The 22,941-nt window shown below is 63.2% G+C and carries 21 protein-coding genes; 8 read left to right on the top strand and 13 right to left on the bottom strand.

All coding sequences use genetic code 11. The features are described 5' to 3' along the window. Position 1: 1 nt before the first annotated feature. Positions 2-820 carry a pyrroline-5-carboxylate reductase gene (proC, locus tag PCA10_RS01430; protein WP_016490232.1) on the bottom strand — a complete coding sequence of 273 codons (819 nt, stop codon included), beginning with the start codon at positions 818-820 and terminating at the stop codon, positions 2-4. A 10-nt stretch (positions 821-830) separates the two neighbouring features. Next, positions 831-1,526, bottom strand: coding sequence for a YggS family pyridoxal phosphate-dependent enzyme (locus PCA10_RS01435; RefSeq protein ID WP_016490233.1), 696 nt, complete (start codon positions 1,524-1,526; stop codon positions 831-833). Between the two features lie 164 nt (positions 1,527-1,690). On the opposite strand from PCA10_RS01435, the gene pilT reads away from it, so the two are divergent. The 3 genes from pilT to PCA10_RS01450 all read left to right on the top strand — a co-directional run bounded on the left by pilT (position 1,691) and on the right by PCA10_RS01450 (position 4,428). Next, positions 1,691-2,725, top strand: a complete 1,035-nt coding sequence (gene pilT / locus PCA10_RS01440) for a type IV pilus twitching motility protein PilT (RefSeq protein ID WP_016490234.1) — start codon at positions 1,691-1,693, stop codon at positions 2,723-2,725. Positions 2,726-2,755: 30 nt separating this feature from the next. After that, a complete protein-coding gene (locus PCA10_RS01445; protein ID WP_016490235.1) occupies positions 2,756-3,901 on the top strand; it encodes a PilT/PilU family type 4a pilus ATPase in 1,146 nt (381 codons plus the stop codon). 131 nt (positions 3,902-4,032) lie between these two features. Beyond that, positions 4,033-4,428 carry an NINE protein gene (locus PCA10_RS01450; protein ID WP_016490236.1) on the top strand — a complete coding sequence of 132 codons (396 nt, stop codon included), beginning with the start codon at positions 4,033-4,035 and terminating at the stop codon, positions 4,426-4,428. Positions 4,429-4,590: 162 nt separating this feature from the next. Here PCA10_RS01450 and PCA10_RS29425 read toward each other — a convergent pair whose 3' ends face one another. The 8 genes from PCA10_RS29425 to PCA10_RS01475 all read right to left on the bottom strand — a co-directional run bounded on the left by PCA10_RS29425 (position 4,591) and on the right by PCA10_RS01475 (position 12,896). After that, entirely contained in the window at positions 4,591-4,854 is a 264-nt protein-coding gene (locus PCA10_RS29425; RefSeq protein WP_016490237.1) for a DUF7660 family protein, read from the bottom strand. A 152-nt stretch (positions 4,855-5,006) separates the two neighbouring features. Beyond that, on the bottom strand, positions 5,007-5,276 hold the full coding sequence (locus tag PCA10_RS29430; protein ID WP_016490238.1) for a hypothetical protein: 270 nt from the start codon (positions 5,274-5,276) through the stop codon (positions 5,007-5,009). A gap of 185 nt (positions 5,277-5,461) precedes the next feature. Beyond that, positions 5,462-5,785 carry a hypothetical protein gene (locus PCA10_RS30100; protein WP_016490239.1) on the bottom strand — a complete coding sequence of 108 codons (324 nt, stop codon included), beginning with the start codon at positions 5,783-5,785 and terminating at the stop codon, positions 5,462-5,464. An 8-nt stretch (positions 5,786-5,793) separates the two neighbouring features. After that, positions 5,794-6,657, bottom strand: coding sequence for an RHS repeat-associated core domain-containing protein (locus PCA10_RS29165; protein WP_016490240.1), 864 nt, complete (start codon positions 6,655-6,657; stop codon positions 5,794-5,796). Positions 6,658-7,206: 549 nt separating this feature from the next. Then, complete coding sequence (locus PCA10_RS29435; protein WP_016490241.1) at positions 7,207-7,581, bottom strand: hypothetical protein; 375 nt, start codon at positions 7,579-7,581, stop codon at positions 7,207-7,209. Between the two features lie 8 nt (positions 7,582-7,589). Continuing rightward, positions 7,590-8,474: an RHS repeat-associated core domain-containing protein gene (locus PCA10_RS29170; RefSeq protein WP_016490242.1), complete on the bottom strand. Its 885-nt coding sequence runs from the start codon at positions 8,472-8,474 to the stop codon at positions 7,590-7,592. Between the two features lie 25 nt (positions 8,475-8,499). Beyond that, complete coding sequence (locus PCA10_RS01470) at positions 8,500-8,847, bottom strand: hypothetical protein (protein ID WP_016490243.1); 348 nt, start codon at positions 8,845-8,847, stop codon at positions 8,500-8,502. Positions 8,848-8,966: 119 nt separating this feature from the next. Further along, on the bottom strand, positions 8,967-12,896 hold the full coding sequence (locus PCA10_RS01475; RefSeq protein ID WP_016490244.1) for an RHS repeat protein: 3,930 nt from the start codon (positions 12,894-12,896) through the stop codon (positions 8,967-8,969). Positions 12,897-13,226: 330 nt separating this feature from the next. On the opposite strand from PCA10_RS01475, the gene PCA10_RS01480 reads away from it, so the two are divergent. Together PCA10_RS01480 and PCA10_RS01485 are read left to right on the top strand one after the other, a co-directional pair. Beyond that, positions 13,227-14,606 carry a pyridoxal-phosphate dependent enzyme gene (locus PCA10_RS01480; protein WP_016490245.1) on the top strand — a complete coding sequence of 460 codons (1,380 nt, stop codon included), beginning with the start codon at positions 13,227-13,229 and terminating at the stop codon, positions 14,604-14,606. Then, on the top strand, positions 14,603-15,787 hold the full coding sequence (locus PCA10_RS01485) for a trans-sulfuration enzyme family protein (protein WP_016490246.1): 1,185 nt from the start codon (positions 14,603-14,605) through the stop codon (positions 15,785-15,787). Before PCA10_RS01480 ends, PCA10_RS01485 begins: the two co-directional genes overlap by 4 nt. 219 nt (positions 15,788-16,006) lie before the next feature. Here the strand turns inward: PCA10_RS01485 and PCA10_RS01490 are convergent, their stop codons facing one another. Continuing rightward, entirely contained in the window at positions 16,007-18,385 is a 2,379-nt protein-coding gene (locus PCA10_RS01490) for a penicillin acylase family protein (protein WP_016490247.1), read from the bottom strand. A 107-nt stretch (positions 18,386-18,492) separates the two neighbouring features. Between PCA10_RS01490 and PCA10_RS01495 the strand changes: the two genes are divergently transcribed. Next, the gene (locus PCA10_RS01495; protein WP_016490248.1) at positions 18,493-19,518 is read left to right on the top strand and encodes an AraC family transcriptional regulator; all 1,026 of its coding nucleotides are present in this window, start codon (positions 18,493-18,495) and stop codon (positions 19,516-19,518) included. Between the two features lie 8 nt (positions 19,519-19,526). Here the strand turns inward: PCA10_RS01495 and PCA10_RS01500 are convergent, their stop codons facing one another. Continuing rightward, entirely contained in the window at positions 19,527-20,102 is a 576-nt protein-coding gene (locus PCA10_RS01500; protein ID WP_016490249.1) for a DUF6436 domain-containing protein, read from the bottom strand. A 121-nt stretch (positions 20,103-20,223) separates the two neighbouring features. Between PCA10_RS01500 and bipL the strand changes: the two genes are divergently transcribed. After that, entirely contained in the window at positions 20,224-21,165 is a 942-nt protein-coding gene (bipL, locus tag PCA10_RS01505; protein ID WP_016490250.1) for a phospholipase BipL, read from the top strand. A gap of 173 nt (positions 21,166-21,338) precedes the next feature. Here the strand turns inward: bipL and PCA10_RS01510 are convergent, their stop codons facing one another. Beyond that, entirely contained in the window at positions 21,339-22,106 is a 768-nt protein-coding gene (locus PCA10_RS01510; RefSeq protein WP_016490251.1) for a hypothetical protein, read from the bottom strand. A gap of 207 nt (positions 22,107-22,313) precedes the next feature. On the opposite strand from PCA10_RS01510, the gene PCA10_RS01515 reads away from it, so the two are divergent. After that, the gene (locus PCA10_RS01515) at positions 22,314-22,931 is read left to right on the top strand and encodes a 2OG-Fe(II) oxygenase (protein ID WP_016490252.1); all 618 of its coding nucleotides are present in this window, start codon (positions 22,314-22,316) and stop codon (positions 22,929-22,931) included. Positions 22,932-22,941 lie beyond the last annotated feature (10 nt).

Raw genomic sequence — 22,941 nt, forward strand, 5'->3', positions numbered from 1 at the left:
CTTATTGGCCCAGTTGTTCGGCGAGTTCGGCCGAGCGCCGGTCGGCGGCGTTCAGGGCCTGTTGCACCAGGGCTTCGAAGCCGCCGGCCTGGAAAGTCTTGATAGCTGCCTCGGTGGTGCCGTTGGGCGAGGTTACCCGGCGGCGCAGTTCGGCGGCATCCACATCGCTGGCGACCGCCATGCGCGCGGCGCCCAGGGCGGTCTGCAGGGTCAGTTGCTCGGCGGTGTCACGCGGCAGGCCGAGCTTCTCACCGGCGGCGGTCATGGCCTCCATCAGCAGGAAGAAGTACGCCGGGCCGCTGCCGGACACGGCGGTCACCGCGTCGATCAGCTTCTCTTCTTCCAGCCAGAGGGCGATGCCCACGGCCGACAGCAGCTGTTCGGCCTGTTCGCGCTGGGTGGCGCTGACTTCGGCGTTGGCGTACAGGCCGCTGACGCCCTGGCGCAGCAGCGCCGGGGTGTTGGGCATGCAGCGCACGATCGGGCGCGCGCCGAGCCAGGCGGCCAGGCTCGCGCAGGTGATGCCGGCGGCGATGGAGACCACCAGCTGGCCGTCTTTCAGGCTCGGGGCCAGGGCCTCGCAGACGGTCTTCATGACCTGCGGCTTGGTCGCCAGGACCACGATGTCGGCGCCTTGCACGGCGTCGGCGTTGCTTTGCACGACGCTGATGCCGTGTTCCGCGGCGATCTTCTCGCGCTGCTCGGCGCCAGGATCGCTGGCGCGGATGTTTGCGGCGGCGACGCCTTGGGCGCGCAGGCCGCCGATCAGGCTGGCGGCCATGTTGCCGGCGCCGATGAATGCGATGCGGGGAGTGCTCATCAATGCTTCCTTATGAATGCGTAGGCTGGCCGTAGTCGCGGGCGCCGAACAATGCGGTACCGATCCGCACCCAGGTGGAACCTTCAGCGATGGCCGCTTCAAGATCATGACTCATGCCCATGGACAGGGTGTCCAGGGCGGGGTTCAGGGCCTCCTGCAACTGGCGCAGGCGGGCAAAGGCGGCATGCTGCTCCGCGGGGTCCTCGGTGGGTTCCGGGATGGCCATCAGGCCACGCAGGCGCAGGTTCGGCAGCTCGGTCACGGCAGCAGCCAGGGAGGGTAGTTCTTCCGGGGCACAGCCGGACTTGCTGGCTTCGCCACTGACGTTCACCTGCAGGCAGATGTTCAGTGGCGGCAGTCCCGCCGGGCGCTGGGCGGAGAGGCGTTCGGCGATTTTCAGGCGGTCCACCGAGTGCACCCAGTGGAAATGTTCGGCAATGGATTTGGTCTTGTTCGACTGGATCGGGCCGATGAAATGCCAGGTCAGCGCCAGGTCGGCGAGTTCCAGCTGCTTGGCCAGGGCTTCCTGCAGGTAGTTCTCGCCGAAGTCGGCCACGCCGCAGGCGAAAGCCTCGCGCACGGCGTCAGCGGGTTTGGTCTTGCTCACGGCCAACAGGCCGACACTGGAAAATTCTCGCCCAGAGGCTTGCGCCGCCTCACGGATACGCGCGCGAACCTTTGCAATATTGTCTGCTATCGTGGACATTACCTGCGCTCTACAGCCCGGCCTGAGTGGGGTCTGCGGCATTCTAACAGGCCGCTGAAAAATGTAGCGAGCCACGGCCAGCCAGGTCGGCTTCCAGCGCCGCTGGCCCCGCGCAGCGACTATTCAGCGGTCTGCAAACCGTTTGCTTGGAATTGGGGAGCCCCATGGACATTACTGAGCTGCTTGCCTTCAGCGCCAAGCAGGGCGCTTCGGACCTGCATCTCTCGGCCGGCCTGCCACCCATGATTCGTGTTGACGGCGACGTGCGCCGGATCAACCTGCCAGCCCTGGACCACAAGCAGGTCCACGCGCTGATCTACGACATCATGAACGACAAGCAGCGCAAGGATTACGAAGAGTTCCTCGAGACCGACTTCTCCTTCGAAGTCCCCGGTGTCGCGCGTTTCCGGGTCAACGCCTTCAACCAGAACCGCGGCGCGGGCGCCGTGTTCCGGACCATTCCCTCCAAGGTGCTGAGCATGGAAGACCTGGGGATGGGCGAGATCTTCAAGAAGGTTTCCGACGTTCCCCGTGGCCTGGTGCTGGTCACCGGCCCCACCGGTTCGGGCAAGTCCACCACCCTGGCGGCCATGCTCGACTACCTGAACAGCACCAAGTACCACCACATCCTCACCGTGGAAGACCCCATCGAATTCGTCCACGAGTCGAAGAAGTGCCTGATCAACCAGCGGGAAGTGCACCGCGACACCCTGGGCTTCAACGAAGCCCTGCGCTCGGCCCTGCGTGAAGACCCGGACATCATCCTGGTGGGCGAGATGCGCGACCTGGAGACCATCCGCCTGGCGCTGACCGCCGCGGAAACCGGCCACCTGGTATTCGGCACCCTGCACACCACCTCCGCGGCCAAGACCATCGACCGGGTGGTGGACGTGTTCCCCGCCGAGGAAAAGTCCATGGTCCGTTCCATGCTCTCCGAATCCCTGCAGGCGGTGATCTCCCAGACCCTGCTGAAGAAGATCGGCGGCGGCCGCGTGGCGGCCCACGAGATCATGATCGGCACCCCGGCCATCCGTAACCTGATCCGCGAGGACAAGGTGGCGCAGATGTACTCGGCCATCCAGACGGGCGGCTCGCTCGGCATGCAGACCCTCGACATGTGCCTCAAGGGCCTGGTGAGCAAGGGACTGGTCAGCCGCGAGAGCGCGCGGGAAAAGGCCAAGAGCCCGGAAAACTTCTGATCCGCCTGAACGGCGCCGTGCGAGAACATCATGGAATTCGAGAAACTGTTGCGCCTGATGGTGGAAAAAGGCGGTTCCGACCTCTTCATCACGGCCGGCGTGCCGCCGTCGATGAAGGTCAACGGCAAGATCATGCCGGTGACCAAGAACCCCATGTCGCCGGAAATGACCCGGGAAACCGTGCTGGGCGTGATGAACGAGCAGCAGCGCCGCGATTTCGCCGAGAACCACGAGTGCAACTTCGCCATCAGCGCGCGAGGCATCGGCCGCTTCCGGGTCAGTGCCTTCTACCAGCGCAACCTGGTGGGCATGGTGCTGCGCCGGATCGAGACCACCATCCCGACGATCGAAGAACTCAAACTGCCGGAAATCCTCAAGAAGCTGTCGCTGACCAAGCGCGGCCTGGTGCTCTTCGTCGGCGCCACCGGTACCGGCAAGTCCACGTCCCTGGCGGCGATGATCGGCCACCGCAACCGGAACAGCAGCGGCCACATCATCTCCATCGAAGACCCGATCGAATTCATCCACCAGCACCAGAGCTGCATCGTCACCCAGCGTGAAGTGGGCATCGATACCGAGTCCTTCGAGGTGGCCCTGAAGAACACCCTGCGCCAGGCGCCGGACGTGATCCTGATCGGCGAGGTGCGGTCCCGCGAGACCATGGACCACGCCGTGGCCTTCGCCGAAACCGGCCACCTGTGCCTGGCCACCCTGCACGCCAACAACGCCAACCAGGCGCTGGACCGGATCATCAACTTCTTCCCCGCCGACCGGCAGCAACAGGTGTGGATGGACCTCTCGCTCAACCTCAAGGCGATCGTCGCCCAGCAACTGGTCCCGACCCCCGACGGCAAGGGCCGCCGCGCGGTGATCGAGGTACTGCTCAATACCCCGCTGGCCGCCGACCTGATCCGCAAGGGCGAAGTGCACGAACTCAAGGCCCTGATGAAACGCTCCACCGAGCAGGGCATGCAGACTTTCGACCAGGCGCTGTACAACCTCTATTCCCAGGGTGAGATCACCTATGAGGACGCGCTGCTCTACGCCGACTCGGCGAACGACCTGCGACTGCTGATCAAGCTCGGCTCGGAAACCGACGGCGATCATCTGCAGCACATGAGCGACGGCCTCTCCCTGCAGGTCACCGAGGAAGACCCCGGGCGCCGCTTCCGCTAAGCTATCGCCCCACGAGCAAGCCCGCCTAGGCGGGCTTCTTCGTTCCTACTCCATACGCCTGTAGGTTGGCGCCGAGCGCAGCTAGGCCCAACGACATCGCCCCCCATTACCCACAGCCTGCAGGAGGCAGCATGAACGCCCGCCAGGAAACCCACAGCAAGGTCATCGGCTACCTGCTCTGGATCTTCGGATTCCTCGGTTCCCACCGCTTCTACTACGGCAAGCCGGTGACCGGGACCATCTGGTTCTTCACCCTCGGCCTGTTCTTCATCGGCTGGATCATCGACCTGTTCCTGATCCCGTCCATGGACCGCGAGGCCAGCCTGCGCTTCAACGCCGGCCAGTACGACTACAACGTCGCCTGGATCCTGCTGACCTTCCTCGGCATCTTCGGCGTGCACCGCATGTACCAGGGCAAGTGGATCAGCGGCATCCTTTACCTGCTCACCGGCGGCTTCTTCCTGATCGGCGTGCTCTACGACTTCTGGACCTTGAACACCCAGGTGTCGGTGCTCAACGCGCGCTGATTCCATTTGCCGGGTCGATATCGGTGGGATGGCGGACGTTCATTCCACCGGTTTCTGTTGTCGGCCCCGGCACTGTCTCCTGTGACCCCAACGGGTCCCTAGGCGAGACGTATAGCCGCTGAAAAGTCAGTTCATTCGTCTTTGTTGGTTTGCGGCGTTTTGCTATTCGTAGATTTTTGCAGCAAAGAGTATTTCGGCAAAAAGCGTCCAATTTACATCTTTAGGGGCTTCCTTTTCTTGGTTGGCATAGAAAGTATCCATTTCTGCAGACCAAGCAGCTACAGCCTCTAGGAAATTTGCAAGATCTTGGTTTTCCCAGCTATCAGGGTTTCTCTTGAAGTCATCCCTCATGTTGAGAATGAACGCTATAAAATCGTCCCGAGTTGATACCTGGCTAGGGTCTAGTGGGTTTGTTGTTCGTCTCATAAGCTTTCTCCGTGGAGTTTAAGAAGAAGTGGGCGAGAAAAGCGCATGTTTAATTTTCTTGCTCTAATTTACGTTTTCTTTTTGCGTCACTAGTTGTTGCAAGTGAAATTGTAGGTTGTGCTTTGTTGTGGGTTTGGGAAGTCTTGGTTTATTTATTCTGTAGCTCCAAGAATGGTTTTGAGTCTTTTAATTTCATCAATGAGCTTGGGTACGTCCTGTCTGGCGTGAGCGATAAAATCCTGATCGGAACTGGTTGCTCCGGTTAGCTCTATGTCTTCTCCGCGGTTTCCTTTTGATCCAGTCATTATGAAGTTTGATCCACCACTGTAGTCCCTGCCTTCAATGAAAGACACCCATGGACCAGGAGTTGCAGAGTTGCACCTTGCGCCTATCTCTTCAAGTTCCCTATCTGTAATGCACATGATAATCCTACCTTGCGTTTGGGTTTCTGATCGTCGGAGTCATTAAGTGCTGAGCATTTAGACGGTCGGTGTGTCCTTGAGGTCGAGGAACACAGTCCAGAAGCTTCTCCAGGGATATAGCGCCATCAGGTCCCGTTCAGAGTTATATGTCTATCCCTTTTCTTCGTATGAAAATGGAAATTTCGTTAGGGTATAAAGATCTCTACTTCATCGGGTGTTGTATTCGAGAGTGCTTCTTTAAGTGTCTCTGTGTCTTTTCTGAAAAGCTGCAGATAAATTTGCTCAATTTCACCTTTTTCATCATGAATAACAGTTGCCTTTATTTCATGGCCTTCATAGATGGTGCAGTTTTCATAAGATTCTTTGAATGCTAGTTTTAGTTTTTTGCAAATGGTGTCGGCTATGGATTTACTTAGTCTCATTGGGGATTCAATGATCCAGCCGTCTTCGCTTAGTGTCTTTTTGGAATTGCATGGTATTAGGAAGGCTGCTTTATAGGCTGGTTTCATCGTTATGGTTACTCCCAAACTCTGACTGGTATGCTTTTTAGCTCGGCTTTCTTTGCTGCCTCGGTTCGATGGTGTCCATCTTGTATTTCGAGGCGTCCGTCCGGTCTTTTCCAGACGTCTACCGGTTTGCTCTGATCAAATCCGTCCTTCTTCATGCTTTTTTCCAGGCGTTTTATCTGTGAGCCAGACATCTCATTCTTTGTTTGCGTCGGGATCAGGTTTCTCGGGTCAACCTGCGTCACGCTCGGTTCATTAACAGCTTTTGAACTAGCTTTTCCGACTGTGGGAGAGTCCTTGGATATACGAAGAAAACTGCGCCCCTTGGAGCCCTGCAAGCCTGGTAGTGCTCCGAGATGGTCCAGAGTACCCAGGTTCTGGGTAGCTTCGCCTTCTGCTGGAGCATTGGCGAAATCGGCGTGGGTCATCATCCCTGCGCCTACTGTCACCCCTCCAAACAAGACGAGCAACGGATTGCGCCCATCCGGGTCCACATAGCGATACGGGTTGTTCAGGCCATAGGCATACCGATTGAAGCTACCTGGCACCGTCTCCTGCGGTCCCATCGGGTCCATCGAGAGAAAGCGCCCCAGTTGCGGGTCGTAGTAGCGCGCCTGCATATAGACCAGGCCGCTGCTGCTGTCCTGTACGTGCCCGGTATAGCCCGGGCTGCCAAAGGGGATGTCCCCGGGGCTTTCCTGGCGTTCGCCATAGGGGCGGTAGTGGGCGCGCCAGAGGAGTTCATTGCGCTCGTCGGTGGCGGCGGCCGGCGAGCCCAGGTGGTCGTTGTGGTAGTAGGTGGTGTAGACCTGCGTCGCTGCGTGTACGGGGCCCAGCAGCAGGACCCCGAGCAAAAAGGCGATGACCCTGCCCATGACAAGCTCCTCTGTCCTTTATTGGTTACTTAGGCGTAATCAGCCTGAAATAGACCGGTACAGGCGCACGCGCATAGGTTGGAAGGTTTGCGCAGGTCGTTTCGGCGGGCACGTCGTAGTAGACGCCGATCTGCGAACCTTCCTTGAAGGCCATGGCGGCGAGCGATGACCAGTGGGAGCAGGTCGACCGAGTCGATGCTCTGAAAAATAGATCTGTCCCCTTTTTTTAAATATGAGTTCAGGTAATTAAATTGGTTTAACTTGGTGGCTGTTGTCACCTCTTTGCGCTAAAGTACTTCCAATAATTAATGCGGGTCGGGCGCATGGCTTTAGTAACTGGCCTCCACCACAAAACTTTAGATTTGAGCCCGTTGCGCGATATGGTTCTGAGAAGGTCCTTCCTCGTTTTATGCATGTTCTCTATTTTGTGGTGGGATAAGCTAATGATGATCTTCTGAGAGCTTTGGGTTGTTGGAAGATTTCACCAATTTATAGTTTTTATTGGTATGGTCGTTCCTGGTTCAGGACATTCCTCATGCCTGAATGTGCTTACGAGAATTTTTCAAGCTTAAATTCGATGCTGTCGCAGTCAATTTCTACAACCCCCCAGTCCCCGGATAAAATATAAGTTCCATCTTCAATTCTGAAGATGTCGATATTTCCATAATCATTTTTTTCGGTTTTGTCTGGAAACTCTTTTCTGTTCCTTTCAAGCCACTTGATTAAATGTATTCCATAAAATCCAAGTGTGGCTTTGCTGTAGCAATATTGTTCCCCGGCTCTTGGGGGCGTGTATGATGGGTTGTTTTCTGTAAGAACAGCTTCTAGTTTGAAGATTAGAGTGTTTTCTTTTTCTTCTATTTCAAGTACGTAGCTATCTTCAAGGTAGATATTATTAAGTGATGAGAGTTCGTAATAGTTCATGGTTTAACCTACAAATCAAATTCAATTTGAGTATGGTTGTCAGGGCTTTTTCTGGCTACAGGATTACCAAGTGGATCAGTTCTTTGCCCTGTTGGATCCTTGAATTCGACGTGAGGTTTTGAGCTGCCAGGTGCTCGAGAGCTTCCTTTTTTGATTGTTAGGCGGGTAATACCATTTTCATCAATGAATTTTAGCGGGCCGCCGTCTGTCTGGGTCGGTTTCCAACCTTGATTCTGAGCGAAATCTCTTAGTTCGCTGGCTTTAGGTGTTCTCCCATTTCTAAACAGGTCAACAGCGCTATCAGTTGTTTTTGTGCCTTTTGCGAGAATATATCCACGCCTCAGGACGTTCCCAACCCCCAGGCCTATCACATGCGCGGCAGCGGCCTTTCCGGCCTCGACTAACGCGGCGTCTGTTCCTCCGGATTGGTACTCCGTGTAGATGCCGTGGCTTGTCAGGGCAATATCCAGCCCTACAAGTAACGCCATAGCCCACTGACCATCGGGATCTTTATAGCCGTATGGATTGTTCAGTGCATAGGCATACCGGTTGAAGCTACCTGGCACCGTCTCCTGCGGTCCCATCGGGTCCATCGAGAGAAAGCGCCCCAGTTGCGGGTCGTAGTAGCGCGCCTGCATATAGACCAGGCCGCTGCTGCTGTCCTGTACGTGCCCGGTATAGCCCGGGCTGCCGAAGGGGATGTCCCCGGGGCTTTCCTGGCGTTCGCCATAGGGGCGGTAGTGGGCGCGCCAGAGGAGTTCATTGCGCTCGTCGGTGGCGGCGGCCGGCGAGCCCAGGTGGTCGTTGTGGTAGTAGGTGGTGTAGACCTGCGTCGCTGCGTGTACGGGGCCCAGCAGCAGGACCCCGAGCAAAAAGGCGATGACCCTGCCCATGACAAGCTCCTCTGTCCTTTATTGGTTATTTAGGCGTAATCAGCCTGAAATAGACCGGTACAGGCGCACGCGCATAGGTTGGAAGGTTTGCGCAGGTCGTTCCGGCGGGCACGTCGTAGTAGGCGCCGACCTGCGAGCCTTCCTTGAAGGCCATGGCGGCGAGCGATGACCAGTGGGAGCAGGTCACCGAGTCGACGGATGGAGTGCCTTTCAAGTTGCACAATACTGTCCAGTCGCTTCGCCAGGTGCTCAGTATCATGAGATTTCCGTTTCCATAGACGATCACCTGAGCGAGCTTTCCCGGGCAGTAGAGCGCGGCGGATTGTGCAATGGTGGATAACGCCATCAGAGCTATGAAGGATAAGGTTCGCATTACAGTCTCCCTGACTGAGTCGTTGGAGTGGTTGTCTCTACAATTTCACCCGTAATTACCCGGGGCTGATTCGCTCGTTCGATCTCACGTACCCGCTCAAGAGCTCGTACGTTGTTGGTCTAATTACCTATGATCGTTCGATGCATGACGGGCACCATGGCTGGCCAGTTCGATTTGAGCGGAGAAACTCCCTGCAAATAGCTGTTCAAGTTGGAGATGCCATCACCGTTCGCATCGAGATGGGCGTCGGCTGGATCGAGGGGGTTGAGCTTGTGCTGGAACTCCCATCCATCGGGCATGCCGTCGTTGTCGCTGTCGGCATTGCGCAGCTTGGTGCCCAGTCGGTATTCATCCGCATTGCTCAGGCCGTCGCCGTCGCTGTCCGACCGGCCGTCCCGAGGATCGGCGGGGTCCAGACCGAGCCGCTGCTCGAAGCAGTCGGGCATGCCATCGAGATCGCTATCCCGGTCGGAGCATTGCTCACGGTGGGCCACCAGTTGACCGGCTATGTGGATGTACTCCTTCACCCCGCCGCTGGCATCTTCTTCGCGAAGCAGTTGGCCATTCCTGCCGTAGACGCTGATCCGCAGGCCGCTCTTTGTGTCCGTGGTAGTCACCCGGCGGCCGGCGACGTCATAGCTGTAGCGCTCATCAGGTGCGGTGGCGCAATCGGCGCGGGGCGACAGGCAGAGCCAGGTCATCCGGCTGGCCTGGTCGTAGCCGTACTGGCCGGTGGCGCTGAGGGTGTTGCCGCGGGCGTCGTAGCTGAGGCGGGCGTTCATTGAGCCGCCCAGGCTGGCCAGGCGTCCCTGGCTGTCGTAGCCGTAGTCGATGGTCCTGCCACCGAGCGCGTGCCGGGTCAGGTCGCCGCGCGGGTTGTAGGCAAAGCTCGCAGCGCCCCAGATGCCTCTGGCGGAGGTCAGGCGATCGGTGGCGTCGTAGCCGAGCGTCTGGTTGTAGGCGCTGTTTTGCAGGTCGGAGATTTGCGTGAGGTTGCTGGCCGCGTCGTAGGCATAGCGCAGGTGCATCGGCAGGTCGGGCCCGCCCACTTGCCGTTCCGTTACCCGCAGGCGCCGGTTGTCCACCGCCACGGCCAGCCTGCGGCCGTTGCCGTAGGTCAGCGTGCTCAATTGCCCGTCGGGGTGATAGCCGATGGCGCTGGCGAACGCGCCGGCTCGCGTGGCACGCCCGTAGGCGTCGGGGGCGTAGTCCACCACCAGGCCACTGGGGTAGGTGATCGACTGCAGGCTATCCAGGGCGTTGTAGCTGTAACGGAAGCCCAATGTACGCGCCGGGCTGGTCAGGACGAGGCTTTCACTTAGCAGCAGGTCGTGGGCATCGTAGGCGTAGTTCCAGGTGTTGCCCTGGTAGGAAGTCTGCGAAAGCAATCTCCCGGCCAGGTCGTAGTTGAAGGTGAAGGTCTGGCTACCGGAGTGGGCGATGCGCACCAGGCGGTTCATGGCGTCGTAGCCGAAGGTGTCGGCCGCGGCCGCACCGACCTTGCGGCTGGTGCGATTGCCCACCGCGTCGTAGCCATACACCGTTGTCTGGGTTTCCGGATTGAGCTCGCTGGCGAGGAACCCGCGAGCGTCGTAGGTGTAGCGGCGAACCAACCCGCCTTGTTCGATGGACAGGAGCCGTCCCAGGTTGTCCCGGCCAAAGGCCGTGGTGATGCCGCCTGGCTGAGCTGTCCGTGTCAGCAACTTCTCGGAGGGTTCGCCAAAGGATGCATAGGTCGATGTCGTGACGTTGCCGCGTTCGTCGCGCAGGGTCTGGGTATTCGCCGATCCGTAGCTGGTGCTGATCGAACTGCCGTCCGCGTGGCGTAACAGGGTTCGACGTCCAAGGCCGTCGTAATCGAAACTGAGGACGCTGCCGCTGGCCTGGTTGTAGCCGGGCAGGGACTGTGACGCCTGTTGGCCATCCGCCCTGTAGGTGGCGGCGAGCACGATTGGCGCGGTGCCGCCGGATTCACGTTGGCTGATCAGCTGCCCGAGCCCGTTGTATTGGCGGACCCGGCTGTAGTTGGCGCGCCTCAGGGTTTCCGTGGCGCCGTTGGCGCCAAAGGCATAGCTGATGGCGAGGTTGCTGGCGCCACCCTTGGGCATTGTCACCGCGGTGACCCGGTTCATGCTGTCGTAGCCATAGCGCGTGACACGGCCCAGAGGATCGGTGATCGAGGCCAGGGTCCCCGTGGGGTTGACCGTACGACGGATCACGCCGCCATCGGGCTGGGTAGTGGTGCCGGGAATGCCGCGGGAATAGCCAACGTGGCGGGTGCTGCGGCCGTTGGCGTCGACCACGCTCGCCAGATCGCCGTTCGAGGTGTAGGCATAGGTGGTGGTCACGCCAAAGTGAGCCTGTTGCGTCAGGCGTCCCGAGTTGCTGTAGCTGCTGGTGATCGCGCCGGGTATGCCGGAAATGGATTGGCTGGCCACTTTGCCCAGTATCCACTGCCCCCCGGGCCGCACATAGGTGTAGGTGGTGGTGCGAGCAAGCTGGCCCTGCTCGGCCACCGTCAAAGGCTGGCCGTAGGCGTCGTAGGTGTATCGCGTGCTGTAGCTGGTGCCGTCCTGGACGATCACCTTGCTGGCCAGCAGGGCGGCGCGGGTGCGGTCCTCCACCAGCAGGTTGTAGCGGCGCATCTCGTGCTGGCTTGAGATGTCCTGGCTGGTCCAGGTGTAGGTTTCGCTGCGCAGGGCCGGCCCGCACTCGCTGCCGGCACGGGCTGCGGTGTACTTGCGCACCAGTGCGCCGACTCTCCATAGGCCACGGTTCACACCCGACGCGCCGTTGGCCAGGGTGTCCGTCCCGACATGTTCATAACCGATGCATTGCAAGGGCCCCTTGACCAGCGTCTGGTCGTTGTTGGGTGCTCGCCCTTTGGCGTACTGGTACTCCCAGACCTGCTCGGCCGGCGTGGCGCCCTGGATGCCTGACAGCGTCCGCCGGCTGATGACGTTGAGCCGCTCGGCTGGGTTGGGGCCCATTTGCCGGAACTCATAGGCATAGCTGGTGCGCAGCCCCATCGGGCTCGTCATGCTGGCCATGGAGAAGCGACCCGGTACGGTGCCGGCCAGGCTGTTTGCATTGTTGTATGCGTAGGACCAGCGCGTGCCGTCGGGATAGTTCACGCTTTCCAGATAGTGCGGCCTGGCGCCTACTCCCATGTTTGCATCGATGTACGAGTAGCGGATGGTCACGCCGTTGGCGACGATTGTATGGAGGACAGGTCTCGTCCCCGCCTCGTCCTGATAGGTGAAATGCACCGAGCGACCATCGGACGCCTGAATCGATTTCAGTAGGTGGTGGCGGCCGTAGAGGTTGTTGGATCCGATGTTGTAGTCGAATTGAAGAAAGTTGCCGTCCGGGTCTTCGATGCGGGTCACGAAGTAGGTGAGGAGCTGCTGGTCCGGGGAAACTGTCCCCTTCTTGTCGAAGAAGTACCTCAACCCTGCCGGGGAGATCACGATAAGTCCGCCGTCGCCCTTGTTCATTCCCCGGGGTAGACAGCGGCCGATCCAGCGTTCCTTGGTAATGAAGGCGTGATCCTGGCCGTCGCCATTGGCCAGGACCTGCCGGGAGCCGTCCGGTAGTTCGAGGATGGGGTTCAGGTTGGAGGCGACCCGGTTGCTGATCTGGCAACCACGGTTGTTGTCGGCCTGGTTCAGGTAGGCATAGGTCCTGGAAACCCAGAGACGGCCAAAATGCAGGTCCCAGCCGGTGCCGAAAGGGGTACGTTCGCGATAGCCGTTGCTGTAGGGGCCATGGTCATTGGTGACGCTCTGGTAATTGCGCAGGACTTCGATATCCAGGCCGCCATTGCCAGGTATCAGCAAGTCCCGGACGAGCATTTTCAATGCGCCGGTAAATGGATCGACGCTGTCGACTTGCTGGGTGCTTGAATAGTCGCGATTGGCCAAATGGCCAGGCTCCTGGTAAGAACCCACCGCCGCTCCAGTGAAGTCCTCGTCGGCCGCCAGCGCCTGGCTAGCCAGGACACCCGCTACGAGCACAGCACCCAACTGGCGACGCCTGTCCTTGGTCATACGGCTCTCCTTCACCATCCCGGATTTCGTCAGGATTGATGGCACCTCGGTGCATGAGCTCGTGAGTCTATTGGGGGTGGAAGAGCCGACCGAATAAGACGCATCTCAAAACGCTGTAGGTCCCGCCTGTGCCTGTGTGGGGAAATTGTCCGGGTTTCCCTGAAGAGCCCCGCGCAGAAAGGGGCTCGGGCAGCGGGCAGGCGGCAGCCAGGGTGCAGCCAATCCCTTTTCCCTTCGTCGGAACCCATGGCAGCCCCACGCCTTGCGGCCTATGTTCCTGCGTGGGGCGTCTGCTTCGCCCCCTGCCTGGTCGCGCAAGGAGGTGACGCCATGAACAGTGTCAAAGATGTCCGCCCCGCGGTGCTCGACCTGATCGGCAACACGCCGCTGGTTCGGGTCAGTCGCTTCGACACCGGCCCCTGTACCCTCTTCCTCAAGCTCGAATCCCAGAACCCCGGCGGTTCCATCAAGGACCGCATCGGCGTCGCCATGATCAACAGCGCCGAGCGTGACGGCCGGCTCAAGCCCGGCGGCACCATAGTCGAGGCCACCGCCGGCAACACCGGCCTGGGCCTGGCGCTGGTGGGGCGCGCCAAGGGCTACCGGGTGGTGCTGGTGGTGCCGGACAAGATGTCCACCGAGAAGGTGCTGCACCTCAAGGCCCTGGGCGCCGAGGTGCACATCACCCGCTCCGACGTCGGCAAGGGCCATCCCGAGTACTACCAGGACCTGGCCGGCCGCCTGGCGGCGCAGATCCCCGGTGCCTTCTTCGCCGACCAGTTCAACAACCCGGCCAACCCCCTGGCCCACGAGTGCACCACCGGCCCGGAAATCTGGCAGCAGACCGGCCAGGACGTGGACGCCATAGTGGTCGGCGTCGGCTCGGCCGGCACCCTGACCGGGCTCACCCGTTACTTCCGCCGGGTCCAGCCCGACCTGGAGATGGTCCTGGCCGACCCGGTGGGCTCCATAGTTGCCGAGTACACGCGCAGCGGTACCCTCGGCACGCCCGGTTCCTGGGCGGTGGAAGGCATAGGCGAGGACTTCATCCCCGGCATCGCCGACCTCTCCAGCGTGCGCCACGCCTACTCCATCAGCGACGAGGAAAGCTTCGGCCACGCCCGCGAGCTGCTGCGCAACGAAGGCATCCTCGGCGGCTCCTCCACCGGCACCCTGCTGGCCGCCGCGCTGCGATACTGCCGTGAGCAGAAGACGCCCAAGCGGGTGGTCAGCTTCGTCTGCGACACCGGCACCCGCTACCTGTCGAAGGTCTACAACGACCAGTGGATGACCGACCAGGGCCTGCTGGCACGCAAACGCTATGGCGACCTGCGCGACATAGTCGCGCGGCGTTTCGAGGATGGCAGGGTGATCAGCGTGGGGCCGGACGACACCTTGCTCACCGCTTTCCAGCGCATGCGCCTGGCGGATGTGTCGCAACTGCCGGTGCTCAAGGATGGGCAACTGGCGGGAGTGGTCGACGAGTCCGACATCCTGCTCGGCGTGCACGCCGACGCCACGCATTTCCGCCAGCCGGTGGCGAGCGTCATGACCACCCGCCTGGAGACCCTGACGCCCGGCGCCGGGCTGGCCGAACTGCAGGCCGAGCTCGACCGCGGCCTGGTGGCCATCATCGCCGACGCCGACGGCTTCCACGGCCTGATCACCCGCTCCGACCTGCTCAACCACCTGCGGAGGACTCTGGCATGAGCCAGCAGGACGATCCGACCCCACGCGCCTTCGCCACTCGTGTGATCCACGCCGGCCAGGCCCCCGACCCCAGCACCGGCGCCATCATGCCGCCGATCTATGCCAACTCCACCTATGCCCAGGAGAGCCCCGGCGTGCACAAGGGGCTGGACTACGGACGCTCGCACAACCCAACACGCTTCGCCCTGGAACGCTGCGTCGCGGACCTGGAGGGTGGCGCCCAGGCCTTCGCCTTCGCCTCCGGGCTGGCGGCCATCGGCACGGTGCTGGAGCTGCTCGACGCCGGCTCCCACATCGTCGCCAGCAATGACCTCTATGGCGGCACCTTCCGCCTGTTCGAGCGGGTGCGCCGGGCCAGCGCCGGGCACCGCTTCAGCTTCGTCGATTTCAGCGACCTTGCCTCCATCGGCGCAGCGATCAGCGACGACACGCGCATGCTCTGGGTGGAAACCCCGAGCAATCCGCTGTTGCGCCTGGCCGATCTGGAAGCCATCGCCGAACTCTGCCAGGGGCGGGGCATCATCCTGGTGGCGGACAACACCTTCGCCAGCCCCTGGACCCAGCGCCCGCTGGAGCTGGGCTTCGACCTGGTGGTGCACTCCACCACCAAGTACCTCAACGGCCACTCCGACGTGATCGGCGGCATCGCCATCGTTTCCGGCGAAAGCCGTTGTGAACCGCTGCGCGAGCGCCTGGGCTTCCTGCAGAACGCCGTGGGCGCCATCGCCGGGCCCTTCGACGCCTTCCTCACCCTGCGCGGGGTGAAGACCCTGGCCCTGCGCATGGAGCGCCACTGCAGCAATGCCCTGGAACTGGCCTACTGGCTGGAGCAACAGCCGCAGGTGGCGCGGGTCTACTACCCCGGCCTGCAATCCCACCCGCAGCACGCGCTGGCGCGGCGGCAGATGCATGGCTACGGCGGGATGATCTCCCTCGACTTGCGGGCCGACCTCGCGGGCACCCGACGCTTCCTCGAAGCCGTGCGCATCTTCACCCTGGCCGAGAGCCTGGGGGGCGTGGAAAGCCTGATCGAGCACCCGGGCATCATGACCCACGCCAGCATCCCGGCGGAGATCCGTGCCGAGTTGGGCATAGGCGACTCGCTGGTGCGGTTGTCGGTGGGAGTGGAAGAGGTGGAAGACCTGCGCGCGGACCTGGCGCAGGCGTTGGGGAAGGTCTGAGGACCGTGATGCCGGTGTAGCCCGGATGCAGTCCGGGGAATATGGCACGGAATCTATGGGCTCGGTAGGTTGGCGCAGAGCGTAGCGAAGCCCAACGTTTCGACACGTGATGTTGGGCTTCGCACCGCTCAGCCACAACCTACGGTTACCTGTAGACCGGATGAATCCTGAAAGCACCAGGGGCGCCCCTCTCCCTGAAGGGTGAGGGGCGCCCCTGTTTCAGTTCGCCGGCACCAACTCCAAGGTCCCCTGGCTATTGGCCTTCACCTCGTCTTCGGCGAAGTGCATGGGCACGTACTCGCCGCGGATGTAGGCCTCGGCCTGGTCGCGGTAGTGGCGGTCGAAGGGCACGCCGCTCTGGCCAACCGGGTTGATACCCAGGGCGTGTTCGGCGTCGGCCATATCCACCAGGCGTCGGGTCGAGGGGCCGTAGAACACTTCCCAGGGCGCCGGGCCGACGCGGTGGGACAGGTTGTTCGGCACTTCGTGGCCGCCCGGTGCGGCGAAGGGGCCGACGTTGAACAGCAGGTTCAACGGCTTCTGCTGGCCCAGGGGGTGGGCGTGGGTCAGGCTGTGGCCCTTGCCCCATTGCCACTGGGTGGTGTCTTCGCCGAAGGTTTTCTTCAGGTGCGCCAGGCTCGCCTGCCAGGCGGCCTTGACGGTTTCCGCGCGGCCTTCCCGTTGCGGCGTCTTGCGATCGTCCCACCAGGGCGAGGCCGGGTCGGCGGCCAGGCGCGGCAGGGCGGAGTCGAGGATGCGGGTCTGCAGCAGGCTGTCGAAGAAGGCGTCGCCCAGTTCGTCGCGCATCGCGGCGCTGGCCAGTTCATAGGTGAGCTGGTTGAACAGGGTGGCGGCGGTGGAGTCCAGCGGGTGGTCGCCTTGCCAGTTGGCCAGCTGCTCCACCAGGGGGCGTTCGGCGTCGCTGGCCGCCGCGCGCAGGTCGTCGAGGATCGGTGCGAGCAGGCGTGGGCCGTAGCCGGTGGTGGTGTCCAGCTGCAGCGCCTGGCTGTTCTGCACATCCCACTTCACCCCGGGCTCGGCCAGGCGCTGGTTCAGCCGCTGGCCACGGTCCGGCAGGTTGTAGTAGCCCGGAATCGCCTCGCCCGTGGGCGACAGCGGTTGGTAGTTGGCCGAGACGATGAAGCCACGTTCCGGGTTTTCCTCGTGGGGGTTGGCGCTGAAGGGCAGGAAGCCGGGTTTGTCGGCTTCGCCGGTGCTGCCGTCGAGGATGAAGTAGGGGTTCACGCCGGCCGGGCGGTGCGGCAGCTTCGCCGCGGCCCACCAGCCGATGTCGCCGCTGGCGTTGGCCCAGATCACGTTGAGGCCGGGGGAGTGGATCTTCTCGCTGGCGGCGCGGGCCTTGTCCAGGGTGTCGGCGCGGTTGAGCTGGTAGAAGGCGTCGAGGATGGGGTTCTCGGTTTCCAGGAAGGCCCACCACATGGCGATCGGCGTCTTGCCGGCCGCCGCACCCAGGGCGTCATTGATGATGGGGCCGTGGGGCGAGCGGCGCAGGGTCAGCTTCACCGGCTCGGCGTCCTTGACCTGGATGGTCTCTTCGCGGCTTTCCAGGTCCACCCACTGGCCCTGGTACCAGACCTGGTCGGGGTTGTCCGGGTTGGTCTTCTCGGCGATCAGGTCGACGTCGTCGTTCTGGAACATGGTCAGGCTCCAGGCGAACTGACGGTTGTGTCCCAGGGAGGCGGTCGGGTTCAGCGCCTGGTGGTGGCCGTAGAGTTCGAAGCCCGGGTAGCTCAGCTGCGCTTCGTACCACACCGCCGGCACGGCGAAGCGGATATGCGGGTCGCCGGCCAGCAGCGGTTTGCCGCTGGCGGTGTGGCTGCCGGACACGGCCCAGGCGTTGCTGCCCTCGAATTGCGGCAGGCCGGCTTCGACCAGGGCCTGCTGGCTGAGCTGGGCGAGGCGGTTGAGGTCCTGCCAGTCGCCCTTGGCCAGGGGCTGGCCGATCACGCCGTCGGGGTGCCAGTCGAGATCGAAGGCTTTCAGGTAGTCGACGCCCAGTTCGTCACGCACGTAGGTGATCGCCGGTTCGGTGCGGAACGCGGCGGCGAAGCTGTAGGCCATGTAGCCGGCCACGGAGAGGGTGTCGGCGACGGTGAAGGGGCGCTTCTCGATACCCAGCAGGTCGAACTCCACCGGTGCCGGGCGGCTGTCCTGGAACTGGTTGATGCCGTCGAGGTAGGCCTGCAGGGCCTTGGTCGCCGGGCTGTTCGGGTCCATCTTGCGGGCGTATTCGTCGGCATGGGCGCGGATGCCCAGGGTGCGGAACATGCGGTCCGTGTCCACCAGGCGGGCGCCGAGGATTTCAGCCAGCTCGCCACGGGCCAGGCGGCGCAGCATTTCCATCTGGAACAGGCGGTCCTGGGCATGGACGAAGCCCAGGGCGCGGTACATGTCGGCTTCGTTGGCGGCCTGGATGTGCGGTACGCCGCGCTCGTCGTAGCTCACGCTCACCGGGGCCTGGAGATGGGCCAGGGCCAGCTCGCCGTCGCGCAGCGGTTTCTTGCTCTCGCTGTACCAGGCGGCACCGGCGGCCACCGCAGCGACGATGACGGCAATGGCAGTCAGGGTGCGATTCATGAACATTTCTCCTTGTTATGGTCGCGGCATTCTCCCTAGACCTGTCGTCCCCGGCATTGACCGAATGTGCTCAAGCTGAAACTCTTCGGTCAATTGTGGAGCCAGCCGTGTCCGAAACCATCACCCATACGCCTCTGACCCATTCCGCCACCTTGCGCCGGCTGCTCTACGAAGCCCTGGCGGAGCTCGGCCTGGACCCCGGGCAGATCTACCTCGGCATCAACCAGCACCGTCGCCTTGCGCCACCGGTGGACGGTCGCCTGCGCCACGACGATGCACCGCAGTTCTGGGTCGCCGCCGATACGCTGACCGGCGACCCGGACATCGGCCTGCACCTGGGGGAGGCGATGAAGCCGCGCCTGCTCGATGTGGTGGGGTACCTCTTGCTGGCGAGCCGCGACCTGGGGGAGGCGCTGGCGAGCTTCCAGCGCTTCCAGCACATCCTTTCCGGCGGTTTCGTCGCTCAATTGCATGAGGAGGGTGACCAGGCGAGGTTGGTGATCGACCTCAACTACCTGGGCTACGCCTCCCTGCGCCAGCAGATGGAGTGCCTGGCACTGCTGTTCGTGAAGCTCCTGGGGTTCATCACCGATGGCGACTTCCGCCTGCTCGGCCTGCAGTTCCGCCATCGCCGGCCGGCGCGGATCACCGAGCACCAGCGGCTGTTCGGCCTCTTGCCGGCGTTCGGCTGCGAGCACGACGCCCTGCTGTTCCCGGCGGCGCTGCTCAAGCGCCCATCGCGCACCGCCAATCCGCAATTGCACCGACTGCTGTGGCAGCACGCCGAGGCGGAGCTGGAGGCGCTGGCCGGCAACGACCTGCTCAATCGCCTGCGCTATCTGCTGGGGGTGCGCCTGGGCCAGGCGGACTGTTCGGTGGCGGCCTGCGCCGCCGAGCTCGGCTACAGTGCGGGTGCCCTGCAGCGTGCCCTGGCCGAGCAGGGCTGCAACCTGCGTCTGGTGCGCGAATCGGTGCAGCAGGTGCGCGCGGTGGAGCTGCTGCGGGAGGGCAAGGCCATGCGCGAGGTTGCCAAGGCTTGCGGCTATTCCGAGCTGTCGCCCTTCTACCGGGCGTTTCGCCGCTGGTACGGCATGCCGCCGGAGGCCTATCGGGCGCGCCTGGAGCGGGACTAGGAGCGCGCCTAGGAGGGGGCTCGCCAGGCGCAGAAACAGCCCGACGCCAGGGTGCTGACGGCCTGGACCGGGCGGTTGGCGAGCAGGGCTTCGAGAATGGGCTCGATGAAGCTGTTGGCCGAGTTGCACACCGCGCCTTCGCTGTAGGGGCCGAAGTAGGCCAGGCGTCCTTCGCGGTCCCAGATGCCGACTGCGGGCACCGCCGGGAGCTGCTCCGCGCCGGGCACCTCGGCCAGCGGCTGCAAGGCTTCCAGGCCCGGTGGCAGCTGGCCCTTGCTGCCGGGCTTCTGCAGCGAATGGAAGGTCACGCCCTGGGGCGCGAAGCGCTGGATCAGCTCGGCCAGGTGCTGCTGGTTGCCGGCATTGCAGGGACAGGCGGGGTCCCAGAAGTGCACCAGGCGGATCGGGCCGGGGCCGGCCAGGTCGGCGGGCAGGCGCAGTTGCTCGCCGGAAAACACCGTGGCCTGGCTGTTGAAGGGGCGCACGTAGCGTGTTTCATACCAGCGCAACGCCAGGACGATGGCGCCGACGACGGCGAGGAGGAGGAGGCTGGTGAACAGGGTCTTGGGATTCGCTGCACGCATGGTGAAGGGCCTGTGCGGGGGCGCGTAGCTTGCCACGTTGCGCCGGGCAGCAGAATATCGGCAGCCGACCAGGACCCGACGCGGTCCTGTGGATAGTTTCGCTTCATCCAGGGAAAGCCCGATGCCAGACCAGTTCCAGCCCGATCTCCTGCGCCCCTTGTTGCGACCCTTGGCCACAGGCGCCGCCGACCTGCGCCAGTCGCAGAACTATCGGGCCTTCTACCACCTAGACTTCGCCGCGCGTCATCCCGGCACCAGCACCCGCCTGGGTAGCGTCGACGCGGCCGGCTACACCCTGGTCACCCAGCTCTGGCTGCCGCCGGAACCCCGCGCCAGCCTGGTCATGCTGCATGGCTACTACGACCACATGGGCCTGTACGGCCATCTGGTGGACTGGGCGCTGGGCATGGGCTTTGCGGTGATCGCCTGCGACCTGCCGGGGCATGGCCTGTCCAGCGGCGCGCGGGCCAGCATCGGCGAATTCACCGAATACCAGGCCGCCCTCGAGGCCCTGCTGGGTGAAGCCGCCAGCCTCGATCTGCCGCAACCCTGGCACCTGGCCGGGCAGAGCACCGGCGGCGCCATCCTGCTGGACTACTTGCTGACCGGCTCGCCACGGCCGGAGCTGGGCGAGACCGTGCTCTTCGCCCCGCTGGTACGGCCGCGCTCCTGGGGCTGGTCGAAACTCAGCTACCGCTTGCTGCGGCATTTCGTCGAAGAGATCCCGCGCCGCTTCAGCGTCAACTCCAGCGATGCCGAGTTCATCGAGTTCGTGCACCACAAGGACCCGCTGCAACCCAAGACCCTGCCCACCGCCTGGGTCGGCGCGCTGTCGCGCTGGGTGCCGCGCATCGAGTCCGCCGCGCGCAGCAGCCGGCGCCCCCTGGTGATCCAGGGCGGTGGCGACATGACGGTGGACTGGCGGCACAACCTGCGGGTGCTGGAGGAGAAGTTCCAGCAGCCCGAGGTGCTGTTGCTCGATGGCGCCGGGCACCACCTGGTGAACGAGGCGCCGGTCTATCGGGAGCTGTATTTCAGCTTCCTGCGGGAACGCCTGGGCTAGGGCCGGCGGGCGTTTCCCCGGATTGCATCCGGGCTACCGGGTCACCGACAGGATTATGACCGCGTGGAGGTGGCGGGCGGTGTTCCGCTTGAGCGAAGGGATGCCCATCAACCATCGAGCGATGGGTTTCGTGCCTCAACCCATCCTACGAGAGGCCTCGTGTTCGCCGGGGCTCAGATGCCTTGCTGGGCCGGCGCCAGGTTGCTGGCGTCCTGGCCCACGGCGAGGCCGGCGCGCACGGCGGCCAGGGCGGCCTGGTAATAGGCCTTGCCCTCGGTGGATTGGGCGAAGGTGACGAACTCTTCCAGCTCCGGATCGGACAGGTCGCGATAGACATAGAGCAGGGTGTTGTCCAGGTCATTGCCGATCTGTTCCATCAGCCGCTGGCGCTGGCCGTCGATCATGCCCTGGGCCTGGCCGCCGCCGAGCAGGCCGGGAAGCATCTGGCTGAGGCTGTCGGCGGCGACCCCGGCCAGGGCCAGGCTGACTTCGGCGCCGGCTTCGCGGGCCGGCAGTGCCTGGGCCAGGTGGCGCACCAGCAGGCGGCGGGTCGCGTCGGCTTCGACGCGGGGCAGGCCGTTCACATTCTTCGCCAACTGGTCGCGGCGGGTGGCCAGGGTTTCGGCGGTGATGATCTTGCGCCCCAGGGCCGACTGGAAGAAGGCCAGGGCCGGGCGCGGGTCGTTGAGCTGGCCACGCAGGGCGGCCTGGGCCCGCTGGTCGATGGCCTCGGGCTGGAAGCGGCGATTGCTGTTGTCCACCAGCGCCTGGAACACCGCCGGGGGCAGGGTCTTCTGGTAGCGCTGCTGGGCCGCCGTGAGGGCATCGTTGAAATGCGCGCGCTGTTCCGGCCAGCCGGCCGCCTGGTAGAGGCTGGCGTGGTCGTCGGCCAGGACGGGCAGGCCGAGCAGCAGAAGTGTGGCGGCGACGAGCAGGCGCATGGAATCTCCTTGATAAAGCAGTCCGCAGTTCGTATCGGACCCACTCGTACGGCATCGGTTCGGCGGGGGAAGGCGGTGGCGGCGGGCAGGCAGTGCGGGGTTGAGCGAGCGGCTATTCTCGACGGACTCGGGCTTTATTGTCGAGACATCGGAAAGTTCTCTGTTGCGTGTAGGCAAGTCCCTACGCGCTGGTAGAATTCCGCCATCATGAATGCACCCTCCGAACGCCCCCTGCTTTCCCTGATCGCCGACGACCTGGCTGTCCGGGGCTGGTCCCACCAATCCCTCGCCCTTCCCCCCGGACTCGTCGCCGGGCTGGCCGAGGAGTGCCGTGCTCGCGCCGCCGCCGGCAGCCTGGCGCCGGCCGCGGTGGGGCGGGGCGAGACCGTGCAGTTGCGCGAGGGCGTGCGTGGCGACAGCATCCACTGGCTGGAGCCCGGCCAGTCGAGCGCCAGCGATGCCTATCTGGCGTTGATGGACGAACTGCGCCAGCGACTCAACCGCGAGCTCTACCTGGGGCTGGAGGACTTCGAGTGCCACTTCGCCCTCTATCCGCCCGGCGCCTTCTATCGCAAGCATGTGGACCGCTTTCGCGACGATGATCGGCGCGCGGTCTCGGTGGTGGCCTACCTGAATGACGACTGGCGAGAGGAGCAGGGCGGCGCCCTGCGCCTGCATCTGGCCGAGGGCGAGCACGACGTGCAGCCCGAGGGTGGTGGCCTGGTGGTATTCCTCTCCGCCGATCTGCCCCACGAGGTATTGCCGGCCAGCCGCGAGCGGCTATCCCTGGCCGGTTGGTTCCGTCGACGCGGCGCGGCGTACTGATCCGCTGCGT

It is taken from the genome of Pseudomonas resinovorans NBRC 106553, from assembly GCF_000412695.1.
GTDB lineage: Bacteria > Pseudomonadota > Gammaproteobacteria > Pseudomonadales > Pseudomonadaceae > Metapseudomonas > Metapseudomonas resinovorans_A.